Here is a 13,340-nt window from a genome sequence, read left to right on the forward strand (position 1 = left end):
TTCAGAGCTTTCATTCGGATAACGGCGGAGTACATCACTCATCAGGTGGCGAAATGACTGGAAAAATTGCGCATCGTGCAGACCAAATCGCGCTCGAGAAGGCCCCACCATAATGTGTTGGAAGAGAGTAAGAATGCGTCGGCGGACGCCCTATGAAAAGCTCCAATCATTGCCCGAGGCTAATGGCTGTCTCAAGCCGTGAACCACTTTAGAAAAATTGGACGCATTTTCCTCCCAATTCAGAGATAATGATGCAGCCCAACACCTCAATAAGGCTAGGGTAGAACTCTTTCAATTAATCAACAAAGCGCCGCTTAAGCTATTTTCACAAACACCCTTCGCTCAGGCTCATGTCCGGATTGGAAAATACTCTGGCTTCGATGCACTCGTTATTTGCCGGTGAACGTAACGCAGTGCCGATGGAGGCTATAGTTTGCATTCCATTATCGTTTGTAGCGTACCGTCTTCATCCACTGTTTCAAGCCGCACATCGAAGCCCCAGAGTCTGGCGACATGCATTAAGACTTCGTCGGCACTTTGGGCTAAGAACCTTCGATGGTATTGAGTATGGCGTAGCGTCAGCGAACGGTCGCCTTTCCGGTCGACATGATAAACCTGAATATTCGGTTCATTACTGCCTAAATTGTACTGTTCCGACAAGGCTTGCCGGATATGCTGATAACCGTCTTCATCATGAATTGAGGTCACGGCGATCTCCCGCTCATTGGAATCATCCAAGATGGAAAACAGTTTAAGGTCGCGAATGACTTTAGGGGATAAAAACTGACTGATAAAGCTTTCGTCCTTGAAGTTTTGCATCGCGAAATGTAAGGTCTTGTTCCAATCGCTGCCGACTATTTCCGGAAACCAGCGTTCGTCTTCGGGCGTCGGCGTTTCGCAAATCCTGCGGATGTCGCTCATCATCGCGAAACCCAACGCATAGGGATTAATGCCCGAATAATAGGGGCTGTCGAAGGCCGGTTGGTAAACGACATTGGTATGCGATTGGAGAAATTCGATCATGAATCCATCGGTTACCAGGCCTTCCTGATACATCTGATGCAAGATCGTGTAATGCCAGAAAGTCGCCCAGCCTTCGTTCATTACTTGAGTCTGCCGTTGCGGATAAAAATATTGGGCTATCTTGCGCACGATGCGAATGATTTCGCGTTGCCAAGGCTCCAGGAAAGGCGCATTTTTTTCGATAAAATAAAGAATATTCTCTTGCGGCTCCTCGGGAAAGCGGACGACTTCGTCAGTGGCGTCATAGGCCGGCTCCTTGGTCGGTATGGTGCGCCATAACTCGTTGACTTGGGATTGCAGATAGGCTTCTCGATCCCGTTGCCGGGCTTGCTCTTGTTGTAGAGACAATCGGGAGGGGCGTTTATACCGGTCCACGCCGAAATTTCTCAAGGCATGGCAAGAGTCAAGAATGGCTTCGACCTGTTCCTCGCCGAAGCGCTCTTCGCACTCGGCAATATAGTTTTTAGCAAAGAGCAGATAATCGATAATCGAGTCCGCGCTGGTCCAGGTCGTGAATAAATAATTATTTTTGAAAAACGAATTGTGGCCGTAAGCGGCATGCGCGATGACCAGGGCCTGCATCGTCATGCTGTTTTCTTCCATTAAATAGGCGATGCAAGGATTGGAATTGATCACGATTTCATAAGCCAGACCCATTTGGCCTTTCTTATAACGTTTTTCATTCTTGACGAATTCCTTGCCGAACGACCAGTGACTATAGCCGATGGGCATGCCGACCGAGGCATAGGCGTCCATCATTTGTTCGGCAGTGATGATTTCCAACTGCACCGGATAGGTATCCAATCCGAAGTCGCCTGCGATACGCGCGATTTCCGTATGGTATTTTTTAATCAGCTCGAAGGTCCATTCCGATGTTTTCGATAAGGGTTTTCTAGTCATGCGTTTGATTTCTCGAAAAGTTTACGAAATACCGGATAGATATCGGCCACTGTAGCAATTCGTTGCATCGCAAAATTGCTCCAAGTGTCTTTCAGAGTCGAATATTCGTACCAGAGGTTTTGATGCCTGTCCTCGGTGATTTCGATATAGGCGTAATACTGCATATAGGGCATGATTTGTTCCGACAATATTTTTTTGCAGTCTATTGAATCGTTATCCCAATTGTCGCCGTCGGAGGCCTGCGCGGCATAAATATTCCATTCCGAAATCGGAAAGCGGTCCTCGATGATCTTTTTCATCAAGTTGAGAGCGCTCGAAACGACCGTACCGCCGGTTTCTCTCGAATAAAAAAAGGTTTCTTCATCGACTTCACTGGCTTCGGTGTGATGGGAGATGAATACGACTTGGGTTTTTTCATAGGTGCGCGTCAGGAAAAGGTACAGCAGCATGAAAAAACGTTTCGCCATGTCTTTTTCTTCAGGCCCCATCGAGCCCGAAACATCCATGATGCAAAACATCACTGCTTGGGTCGTCGGCTTGGGCTTGTCAATGCGGTTGTCGTAACGTAAATCGAAGGTGTCGATAAACGGGATGCGCTCGATTTTTTCCTTGAGGCGTTTAATTTCTTCACGCAATTCGATAACCACCGGATCGGTTTCGCTGTGGCGTTTAAGCAAGTCTTCCAGTTGCGCTTCGGCCTCGGCAATCCTGTTCCGATAAGGCGCGCGCAATGCGATGCGCCGCCCCATCGCGCCCCGAAGCGAACGAATGACATTGATATTGGTGGGTATACCGTCGCTGGTATGGCCCGCGCGTACTTTTTGAGTCTCCTCGAGAGTCGCTAGACGGGTTTTGACTAGGTTGGGCAATTCGAGATCTTCAAAAAAGAAGTGCAAAAATTCCTCGCGCGTCAACTCGAAGACGAACTCGTCCATGCCTTCGCCGGAGTCGGAGGCCTGATTACCTCGCCCGCCTCCGTCGCTTTCGGGCCGCTTTATTTTATCGCCTTGTCGAAACTCCTTGTTCCCCGGATGTATGGCTTCCCGATATCCGTCATTACTATGATGGAAAAACGGCTCCGAAATGTCTTTTGCCGGAATGGAAACCTTTTCGCCTTTATCCAAATCCTTCACGCTCCGTTCGTTTACCGCGTCGGTCACGGCCTTTTTAATTTGGCTGCGAAAACGGCGAATAAATTTCTGCCGATTGACGGCACTCTTATTCTTTCCGTTCAGACGTCTATCTACAATTTGAGTCACACATTTCTCCTCAAGCGTTAAGACGATTTACGCACCCTCAAGTACCATTCGCTGAGTAAGCGCACTTGTTTTTCCGTATAGCCTTTTTCAATCATCCGATCGATAAATTGTTCATGTTTTTTCTGGTCTTCGGGTGAAGCTTTGGCGTTGAAAGAAATCACCGGCAGCAGATCTTCGGTGGTCGAGAACATTTTCTTTTCGATCACAGTGCGCAGTTTCTCATAACTTGTCCAGGCCGGATATTTGCCGCCGTTTTTGGCGCGAGCTCGTAACACAAAGTTAACGATTTCGTTACGGAAATCTTTGGGATTGCTGATGCCGGCCGGCTTTTCGATTTTTTCCAGCTCATCGTTCAAGGAGCTCCGGTCGAACATTTCGCCGGTATCCGGATCGCGGTAATTAGTATCTTGTATCCAATAATCGGCATAAGTCACATAGCGGTCGAAGATATTTTGCCCGTATTCCGAATAAGATTGAAGATAAGCGGTTTGAATTTCCTTGCCGATAAAATCGATGTATTTTTGCGTCAAATGACCTTTCAGATAAGACAAGTACTTGTCTTCGACATCGGCCGGAAATTGCTCGCGTTCGATTTGCTGCTCAAGGACATACAAAAGATGAACCGGGTTGGCCGCAATTTCGGTATTGTCGAAGTTGAATACCTTAGACAGAATCTTAAAAGCGAACCGTGTGGAAAGACCGGTCATGCCTTCATCGACGCCGGCAAAATCGCGGTATTCTTGATAAGACTTCGCATGCGGATCGGTATCTTTGAGATTCTCGCCGTTATAAACTCGCATCTTGGAAAAGATATTGGAGTTTTCCGGCTCTTTCAAGCGGGATAACACTGCAAATTGTGCCATCATTTCCAAGGTGCCGGGTGCGCACGGCGCATCATGCAAGGAACTGTTTTCCAGCAGTTTATCGTAGATTTTGATTTCTTCCGAAACGCGCAAGCAATAAGGCACTTTGACAATATAAATCCGGTCGAGAAAGGCTTCATTGTTTTTATTGTTCCTGAACGCTTGCCACTCCGATTCGTTCGAGTGGGCCAGAATAATGCCCTGAAACGGTATCGCCGGAAACCCTTCCGTGCCTTTGTAATTACCTTCCTGCGTTGCGGTCAGCAGCGGGTGCAACACCTTGATCGGCGCCTTGAACATTTCCACGAATTCCAGCAAACCTTGGTTGGCACGGCACAAGCCCCCCGAGTAACTGTAGGCATCGGGATCGTCTTGAGAATACAGTTCCAGTTTACGGATGTCGACTTTGCCGACCAGCGATGAAATATCTTGATTGTTTTCATCGCCCGGCTCGGTTTTGGCGACGGCAATCTGTTTAAGAATAGAAGGACGGATCCGAACGACTCTAAATTGGCGTATATCACCGTTGAATTCATGAAGTCGTTTCGTCGCCCAAGGCGACATGATGGTATTGAGATAACGGCCGGGGATGCCGTAGTCTTTTTCAAGAATATCGCCGTCTTCATCGGCATTGAAAAGCCCCAATGGCGATTCGAATACCGGCGAACCTTTAATCGCATAAAACGGCGCTTTTTCCATCAATGCTTTTAGCCGTTCGGCCAGCGAAGATTTACCACCACCGACCGGACCGAGCAAATAAAGAATTTGTTTCTTTTCTTCCAGGCCCTGAGCCGCATGACGGAAGAATGCGACTATTTGCTCGATGACCTCTTCCATTCCGTAAAATTCGCGGAAGGCGGGATAAATTTTTATGACCTTATTGGAAAATATTCGGCTAAGTCTGGGATCATTATGCGTATCCAATAATTCAGGCTCGCCGATAGCAGCCAGCATCCGCTCGGCCGGGCTTGCATAGGTCAACGGGTCTTTTTTGCAAAGCTCCAAGTATTCCGGAAGAGTCAATTCTTCGTCCTTTAATTCCTCGTATTTTGCTGTATAACGCTCAAATATACTCATCACAACCCCACAATGATTGATTAGGTTAATTATCTACATTGGACCATGGATTCGCTTATTATTTCCAAAGCACACGAAGTAGATACGATCTTATGTTTTCATGTGTCTTTAGGTTTAAACAGTATTTTTTACTAGAAGTTTCGTTTGCTATGCCGTTGTCGCCTCATTATGCCAAATGTTTTTTGCATTGCTATCCTTACAACAATGACAATTCAATTGCCAGCGCCGGCTAAGTAAAATCAGAGGATTTTTTCTTTAGACAAGTTCTACGATAGGCAGGATTTACAGGGGTTGTGAATAAAGCCGAATGGGACAATTCGGCTCATATCGCCCCGCTCGTCGAATGATAGGGCTCAGCCGGATGCGGGAATCCTGCCGAATTTGCCCGCTCGGTAATCGGCCAAGGCCTGACGTATTTCGATCTCGCTGTTCATTACGAATGGCCCGTAGCCGACGACAGGCTCGTCGATCGGCTCTCCTGCCAGTAAAAGCGCCTTTGCGTCATCGTCGGTTTCGATGTAGAGGTAAGCGAGGGCAGATTTTGCTCCTCAGCAATTGCTGGTTTTAGAAGGCTTTTTTAGTTCTGATTCGGTGTTTTTCCATCTTTCGATAAAGCGTCATTCTCGAACATTGCAATTGTTCGGCGGCTTTGCTTTTATTCCAATTCGTAGCGTTTAAAGCGGCCAACAGGCTCTCGCGTTCGCGATCGCTTTGATCTGAAAATGCCTTAGCCATTTCGCGGCCACGAATCGGTTCCGGCAAATCGCTCCGGGAAATTCGTTCATAGGGAGAATCTATAAAAACGGTTTCCAAGACGTTTTTTAATTCGCGTATATTGCCCGGCCAATGGTAATCGAATAAAGCCTCTAAGGCTTCGATACTAAAGCCGACCAAACTTAATCCAAATTGCTGATTGAATTGTTTGAGATAAAAATTGAGTAGCTCCGGAATATCTTCTTTGCGCTCTCGTAACGGTGGCAAATGGACTCGGGCGATATTGAGACGAAAGTAAAGATCGTCCCTAAACTCTTTTGCCAGCATCATTTTTTCCAAATGCCGATTAGTCGCGGCGATTATTCGAATATCGAGAGCAACGCTTTGTTTAGCACCTAACGGATAAACCTCCTTGCTTTCCAGAACGCGGAGTATTTTGGCTTGCGCGTAAGGGCTCATATCCCCGATTTCGTCGAAAAAGACCGTGCCCCCATCCGCCATTTTCAATTTTCCTGCATAGGCGGTTTGCGCGCCGGTGAATGCCCCTTTTTCGTAACCGAATAATTCGCTTTCCAATAAACTATCGGGTAAGGCCGCGCAATTAATCGCGATAAAGGGTTTACGCGAGCGTTGACTATCACCGTGGATGAATTTTGCAACGAGCTCCTTTCCGGTTCCCGTCTCGCCGGTAATCAGCACATGACTATCGACATGAGCGACTTTTTGTAAATAGGTTTTTACCTTTTGCATCGAATGGCTACTTCCGATGAAAGGATGATGAAGGGCGGATTTTAAAGCCTCAGTGCTAGAAACCTTTGATGCCCGGGGGCTTAACAATTTAGTAACCGAATTAATCAAGTCTCGACCGGAAAATGGATATTCAAAATAATCCTTAATGCCCATGCGTAATGCCGAAATAGCAAGCCTTTCGGATCCTCGCGTCGTAACCAAGATAACCGGAAATCTCCGGTCTTTGTCATGAATGGATTCAACAATTGCAAGCGTATCGACACCGTCCTGACAAGGAGATTCGAGGATCAGCAATTGTGGCATCGTTGCTTGGAAGTATTTCAAAACTTCCTGACAAGTCATAGCTTCGACCAATTCGACTGTTTGATGATGTAAAACGGTCTGTATCGATTGCTTTAGCTCATGACTCTGAACAGCGAATAAAATAATTGGTTTATTCATCGAACTCCCCATTCTGATCGCAATTGATTTAAGAGCGGATGCACATCGAAGTCTTTTATAAAATCATCGCGAAATACTCGAACACTATTCGAAATAGTAGCTGAATTTACGAATATCGACAGACTCAAAAGTCGCTTGTTAGCCCTGGAATGCCGATGCGTTGAATTCGCACGGCATTGCTGCCTTCTTGATAAGCTGGAAGCGTGCCTTCCTGTCGCCAAAGTCTAAAAGCAAGCGCGTAAGATAATACTCGAATCGGATAATCCCTCGGCAAATGCTGAAGATACGGCTGAATTGTCGTAAAGTCGGTGACGCCGTATTTCTGCATGATAAAACGCAGACCGCCATTGGCCGGGCCTATGTTGTAGGCCAATAGCCCTAACAACAAATCGCCGTGCATTTCGTCCAAATAGTATTTAAAGGTTGCTGCCGCAAGGTAAGCATTATAACGATCGTCGATAATCGAGCGCTTTTGTCCGGAGAAATGTTTTTGCGCTTCGTTTTCGACGACTTTCGGCACCCGGGTAATTTGAAACAAACCACGACCGCCATCCGAACTATTCCGAGGGAGAAAAGATGATTCCGCCGCCGCAATGCCCAACAATAAATCGGGATCGATTTGGAAACGCCCCGCGGCATCCTCAACAAGGAGACTGTATTTTTCTCCTCGAGCCACCATTTGCCGCATAGCACCAACCCCTTGACGGCGATACGCGGCATAAACCTGATGCGCAAGCGTCACCCTTCGTACTTCTTGTTTTCCGCCGACCAGCATCCGGAAATGATTGAAAGCCAACGCAAATCGTTCATCCATGACCCATATGCCGGAACCGATCGCTAACATTACCGAAATCACGGGCATTAAAATCACGGTCCTGCCCTGTAAGCTGCGCCGAAGCTTCCACCAAAACAAGAACAAAAACGAAGCGAATAGAATTAAGACCAGTACCCCTATAGCAAATGGCAAGAGACTGGTAAGAAATCGAGTTCCACTGAAGCGTTCTGCCGAATAGCCTAGCAGCACGATAATCGCTGATACAAGCGTAATGCTTAAACCGGCCAATTCAATAGCCGCCAAGATTAATTTATGCTTGAAGCTATCCGGAAATGTAACGTTTTTTTTCTTAGCGGATCTAACGGAACGACGAACTTTTTGCTTGGGCTGTCGTCGCGTATTGTTTTTTGGCTTGTTACGCTTTGATTTTATAGTGGAAGTAGTCAACGATTAAAAAAACAAATCATTTTAACGATGAAAACAGATTGATTAGAAGGCTCAACACAAGGCTGACAACTATCATCGACGTGATGGGAATAAATATAGATCGCTTCTCATCAACGATTTTGATATCGCCCGGCAAATTACCGAACCAACTGATCAATCCGGGCGCGTAACTAATGAGCAAGCCTAATACCAATAAAAAACCACCTATCATTATCAATAATTTACCCATAACTTACCTCTACATGAGTCCTATCGAAATAATGTTGATTGTAACAAAAGAGATTAACTCGTAACCCGCATTTGGCGTCAAAGTTTTGTATCCTGACTTCTGACTTCTGAATTCAGGATTATAAATGCCGTTCGATATCATGGGCCCTTAACCCCCATGCCAAAAGGTTTTCAATGCGATGATTCGCACTTTTCATGCGTTCAGTCAAAATAACGAATAGCTTTTTATAAAACAAATAACCGAGATCAGGATGCTTTTCAAAATACTCATTTAATTTATCACCGACAATTTCCCAAGCACAACCTTCGGAAATCGCCGTAACGGTTGCGGTCCGCCTATGAATCTCATGAAGACAGCTTTCGCCGAAAATATCGCCTTCCTTAAGATCGCAAAATCCGGCCTGAAGCTGTTTTTTTTGCTCTAGGCCAACCAGTCCGGTTACCCGCAAGCTACCCTTTTCAATCACAAACAAGGTATTGCCGATATCGCTCTCTTTCACCAACACATCCTGTGCCTTGAATGCATGACGAAACCATGCTTCGCCTTCTTTAAATTCCGGGTCGGCTAATATTTCTTTTAACATTTGATTCACTGATGTACCTAAGAGTGTGTTGATTATCTGTTTATCATTATACCTAAAAAGAGCAGTTGAGAGCCTCAAACTACCGTTCGCCCTGAGCCCCCTTCGGCTGCGCTTAAGAGAGCTCTGTCGGGTGAAGGGTAGTTTGGGGCTTCACCAAGCCGGTGAAAGTGTTGTAGACCTTTAATGCTTCGACTTGGCTTAGGATTTGGTAATAAATGTTCTTGCTTAATTAATTTAGTCAAAATCGGCATCAATTCAATTCTTTTGTATTTTTCAATAATCGTATAACCTATTCTTCAAATACTCGAAACGGCCGAAACTTAATTTAGGAAACGATTGACCTCCGGTCTTATCGGATTCGTCGAAAAGCTAAACGGTTTATTAATTTTTATCCAAACCGTCAGCACTCGAGATTAAATCGTGCCGCCTAGAAAACAGCCAGACTGAAACCTTGCCGGAGTCGACCATGACCTTATCAACCGCACCCATCCAAAACAGTCCGAGTAGCACCGAAGCACACGAAGGGCTTCAGCATATCAACCTTAAACTAGCCGCCTTAAACCAACCCACTTGTGAAACTGAAGGCGATCGACAATATTTAAAAATCGCAGATAGCTTATTAAAGAATTATTCGCAGCAACGCCGTCTATTAGCCAATTACCGTTGCCCAGCGGATCAACGAATACAAGACTTTTTAAACGCTTACCTCCTCGAAAATAACGTCGACGTTTCAGTTCAATTACCCGGCGAAACATTCATTCTCGAGCGAAAAGGACAAGCCCGGGAATTATCGCTGCCTTATCGTCATAACGAGTTTCACTCAGCTTATGTCGACTCCTATCGTGTTTTACAAGGCGTCTTGCATAATCCACAAAACGATCGACGGACAACTAAAGGGGTCTTTCATATAGTTGCAGGCGGACTTCCCGTGCCGGGCGATAAAAGCGAAGTACCGGTCAACGCCTATGCCGCGTTATTACAACATGCATTGACTCCACCAAGCGATCTACTTCGCCTGCCTTTCACAAGCTTACAAAATAAGCCGGCCACGCTTTGGGTCTCGTTATTATTGAGACCGATCGTTCGTCCAGCAATCGAACCGATAAGCCCGGTTAAAACCATGGAAACCCGTTTTTTCGCACCGGGCGGATTGGTCGCTAACTTGGATTTCGTCGAATCGATCTTCGGCAATGCCGGCGATCCTTTCTTGCCGGAGAACGATGCGGCACTCGATATCGAACATTGGACCGGACATACCGGTTGCATTATTCTAGCCCCGCATTTAGTGCATTGCTGTAAAAAAGATATCGGCCTTCCCCATTATGATGATGCAAGCGAACGCCAACGCAAGGACGGTATGTTCTGGCAGCATGAAGACGAACTTTACAACGACGGCAAACCGTTTAAATTGGTTTGTCGCAATATGCAAGGCGTCGTCGTCACCTTAATCGCCGACAATTATTTCGGTTACAGCAAAAAAGAGATCAAATCTCAAATCAGCTATTCGGCTAATCTCTTCGGCGACTGCGAGGAAGAACATGCCGGCGGCGCATTGGCATTTCCCAGAATGAACCTTGGCGACATTTATCTACCGCATGGCAGCGATCTCGATAAACGCTATTCGTTCGATAAGTTATGCGAACAATTATCACCGATGATTGACAGAAAGAATGAAGGTTACGCCGTCGACAACAATTTTCCGGAGATCATATACATTCCGGCAGCAGCCGAGATCAATGTACAGCAGCAACAAATCAGTTGGCTGCAAAACGGCCGCCCGCAATCCCTCAAACTGCTCGCCAAACATACTTACATCTATCCAAACGGTTTCAAGGTTCATATGGAACGCCATCCTCATGCCCCGAGTTGGCGTTTGGTCGGCACTTTAGCGGAAGGAACATTCTGCCATAAACCCAGCACGGTTTCTGGCGGCGGTAAATCGGAAATTTCCAAATCCATAGCCGGCGCGGTCATTTCGGGCACTATTTTTGTCGAAGACTTCGAAAAAGACATGGATATCGTCGAGTCCATTTTTAAACACGATTATTCGACCCGTTTCCGAGATCCGGCCCGACACGGCAGCGATAAGCGCAGTCTGCTCAGCAACCAGCGCACCCTAGGTTCGGTCATCAAGCTGTTGACACCTTCAGTCACCGACTATTCCGATGCTTATAACGAATGGCTGGAGCAAATTCCTCAGCATATTTGGGCAATTGTGCTGATTATTAAACGCTTTTACCACGAGGAATGGGGTGATGATTGGCGCGATCATTTTTCAGTGGACGTGGTCAATAGCTACCCCGGCAATGAACTGAAATACCAAGGGCGCAAACTGATCGCGAGTTACCTGCGAGTTGGCTTCGATTCGAACGGTGCTTGGCGCGTTTTCAAACTACGCCAAGATTTTATCGCTTCGGCTAAAGTTCAGATGGAAGACGACATCAGTGCTTCGACGGTAGTGCCTTCTAAACGACTCACGGGGCTCGACCCCGATTATCGAAATCCTTCCGTAAAATTAGTCGACAATTGCGAGCAAAGTTTTTTCCAGCGCCCCGACGATGCCATCCATCGAGGCAGCGATTTACAAACCGAGCGTGATTTATCGGGAGGAAATAACTTTATCTCCAATTTCCAACCCCTAGCAACACAAGATGCACGCGATCTAATTGAAGATATCATTCACTTCGAAGAATTCAGCGAGCCGATGCGTAAATTGATCGAGCAAGCTGCCGAAGGACAGGAAGACGAATTTTTCGTCTCATCGGCACATCCGAGATTGGTCGACGGCAAACCCAGCCAAAATGTGCGTTATCTGCAAGTTCGTCCTGATATCGCCGATCCGAGAATGCGCTATATTGCCGAAATTTCGACTCGTTTGGCTCGAGGCCTCAAGACCGACCAAGCGGTTTACTTTCCGGTCAATGCGGTTCTTCCCGGGCGCCGCAATAATCCGCAAGACTTAGCCGCCGGCATCCGACCTTTGGCTGTTTACAACCCCATCCATTATCAAGAGTTACCGGAATTGTTCATGGATTTTGTATGCAGTCTAACCGGCAAATCTCCTTCCACGACGGGAGCCGGGTCGGAAGGCGCATTGACCAAAGGGCCGTTCAATGCCTTGAGCACGACCGCCGATCTAAATACTGCACTGGTCTCGTTTATTTTATGCGGCTACGACGGCTTTTCGACCGCTGCCGGTTACATCGGAACTCAGCGTAGAATCGATCACGATATCAGTCTGTTGATTCCGGAAATCTGGTCGCGTCTGCCTGTCGCCGAACGCGATGCGCGCTATCTGATCGAAAACGGCCATCTCGAAAAACTGGAAGATTTCGAATACGAAGGCAGAACCGTATACGCAAGCCGGCTCGGTTACCGAATAACCGAGCGTTTCGTGCATACCAACTTCGGTAAAGTCTTCGATTATCCGACAGCGGTTTTTGACGAAGCGATGCTAAAACCTGAAACCCAAGATCTTGCCGCTTTTGTCGACGGCATCGATAACGTCTATGAAACGCAGCAACGGGTGGCTCTGATTTATTTCCAGGACGGCACGATAAACGATGCCTGCCCACCTCTTAAAGCCCTATTACATGTCATGGCTTATGGACACTATGAAGGCAAAACTATCGACGACCCGGCGATTCGAGATTTATTTACACGAGAATCGCTACTAGCTAGCGATTGGTATCGTGAGCGACTCTCCATCAAGCACCAGCGTGATTTGGCCTTATGGCAACGTCATCGCGACATAATTACAGAACGATTAAACGAAACAGAAAACAGCGATCCATCCGAATATTCGAAACTGGAAGTGAAGCTTGAGAAAACTGAAGCCATGCTTGCCGAGTTATGCCAAGCAGGTTATTCGGAAAGTTTAATCGGCACGCTAGGCGCAGACTGGGTGCATCACTGAGTTTCAGTTCTTGGAGTTCAATTCTACTCCCTTTATACTCAAAAAATAGCTAACTTTGTTAAGGTATGGGGTGTGGCTAGAGAGGATGTCGGCAGCAGGGATCACTGCCGTCAAGCCCCCATGGATGGGTTTACCCAGCATCTAAATTCCATAAGTCATTGGCAATGATTTAAAATCATGGCAAATTTAGGTGATGGGTTCACGGCGTTCCTCGATAGACACATCCCATACCTTTTATTCTTAGACGGTTTTTCGATCAAAAGAGAGTGTCTGAGCGAAAAAACGTTTACATTTAGGGGCGTGGGGTTCCTCGAAAGGCAACTCCGTCGCCATAAAATTAGGGCGAACGATTTTTCAGTATGA

8 protein-coding genes and 1 pseudogene are annotated in these 13,340 nt (G+C 46.7%); 1 reads left to right on the forward strand and 8 read right to left on the reverse strand.

Annotated elements, in window-relative coordinates; all coding sequences use genetic code 11:
• Positions 1-426 precede the first annotated feature (426 nt).
• The 8 genes and pseudogenes from ACINK7_RS11115 to ACINK7_RS11150 all read right to left on the reverse strand — a co-directional run bounded on the left by ACINK7_RS11115 (position 427) and on the right by ACINK7_RS11150 (position 9,061).
• Positions 427-1,923: a SpoVR family protein gene (locus ACINK7_RS11115; protein ID WP_404355125.1), complete on the reverse strand. Its 1,497-nt coding sequence runs from the start codon at positions 1,921-1,923 to the stop codon at positions 427-429.
• Entirely contained in the window at positions 1,920-3,182 is a 1,263-nt protein-coding gene (locus ACINK7_RS11120; protein ID WP_404355127.1) for a YeaH/YhbH family protein, read from the reverse strand. Before ACINK7_RS11120 ends, ACINK7_RS11115 begins: the two co-directional genes overlap by 4 nt.
• 17 nt (positions 3,183-3,199) lie before the next feature.
• Positions 3,200-5,122, reverse strand: coding sequence for a PrkA family serine protein kinase (locus ACINK7_RS11125; protein ID WP_404361439.1), 1,923 nt, complete (start codon positions 5,120-5,122; stop codon positions 3,200-3,202).
• A 353-nt stretch (positions 5,123-5,475) separates the two neighbouring features.
• Positions 5,476-5,649, reverse strand: a pseudogene (locus ACINK7_RS11130) (pirin-like C-terminal cupin domain-containing protein); the annotation flags it as partial.
• A gap of 37 nt (positions 5,650-5,686) precedes the next feature.
• Positions 5,687-7,027 (reverse strand): sigma 54-interacting transcriptional regulator, encoded by a 1,341-nt coding sequence (locus tag ACINK7_RS11135; RefSeq protein WP_404355129.1) that lies wholly within the window; start codon positions 7,025-7,027, stop codon positions 5,687-5,689.
• 124 nt (positions 7,028-7,151) lie between these two features.
• Complete coding sequence (locus ACINK7_RS11140) at positions 7,152-8,105, reverse strand: transglycosylase SLT domain-containing protein (protein WP_404355131.1); 954 nt, start codon at positions 8,103-8,105, stop codon at positions 7,152-7,154.
• A gap of 160 nt (positions 8,106-8,265) precedes the next feature.
• A complete protein-coding gene (locus tag ACINK7_RS11145; RefSeq protein WP_404355133.1) occupies positions 8,266-8,478 on the reverse strand; it encodes a DUF2905 domain-containing protein in 213 nt (70 codons plus the stop codon).
• 118 nt (positions 8,479-8,596) lie between these two features.
• Entirely contained in the window at positions 8,597-9,061 is a 465-nt protein-coding gene (locus ACINK7_RS11150) for a Crp/Fnr family transcriptional regulator (protein ID WP_404361440.1), read from the reverse strand.
• Positions 9,062-9,527: 466 nt separating this feature from the next.
• Here ACINK7_RS11150 and ACINK7_RS11155 point away from each other — a divergent pair, with 466 nt between their 5' ends.
• Positions 9,528-12,977: a hypothetical protein gene (locus ACINK7_RS11155; RefSeq protein ID WP_404355135.1), complete on the forward strand. Its 3,450-nt coding sequence runs from the start codon at positions 9,528-9,530 to the stop codon at positions 12,975-12,977.
• Positions 12,978-13,340 lie beyond the last annotated feature (363 nt).

It is taken from the genome of Methylotuvimicrobium sp. KM1 (assembly GCF_044788715.1).
In the GTDB taxonomy this organism is placed as follows: Bacteria; Pseudomonadota; Gammaproteobacteria; order Methylococcales; family Methylomonadaceae; genus Methylotuvimicrobium.

Excerpts from the sequence above, each read along its gene's own strand:
- ACINK7_RS11115 (WP_404355125.1), bottom strand. The coding sequence starts at position 1,923 with ATGACTAGAAAACCCTTATCGAAAACATCGGAATGGACCTTCGAGCTG.
- ACINK7_RS11125 (WP_404361439.1), bottom strand. The coding sequence starts at position 5,122 with ATGAGTATATTTGAGCGTTATACAGCAAAATACGAGGAATTAAAGGAC.
- ACINK7_RS11145 (WP_404355133.1), bottom strand. The coding sequence starts at position 8,478 with ATGGGTAAATTATTGATAATGATAGGTGGTTTTTTATTGGTATTAGGC.
- ACINK7_RS11150 (WP_404361440.1), bottom strand. The coding sequence starts at position 9,061 with ATGTTAAAAGAAATATTAGCCGACCCGGAATTTAAAGAAGGCGAAGCA.
- ACINK7_RS11155 (WP_404355135.1), top strand. The coding sequence starts at position 9,528 with ATGACCTTATCAACCGCACCCATCCAAAACAGTCCGAGTAGCACCGAA.
- ACINK7_RS11135 (WP_404355129.1), bottom strand. The coding sequence starts at position 7,027 with ATGAATAAACCAATTATTTTATTCGCTGTTCAGAGTCATGAGCTAAAG.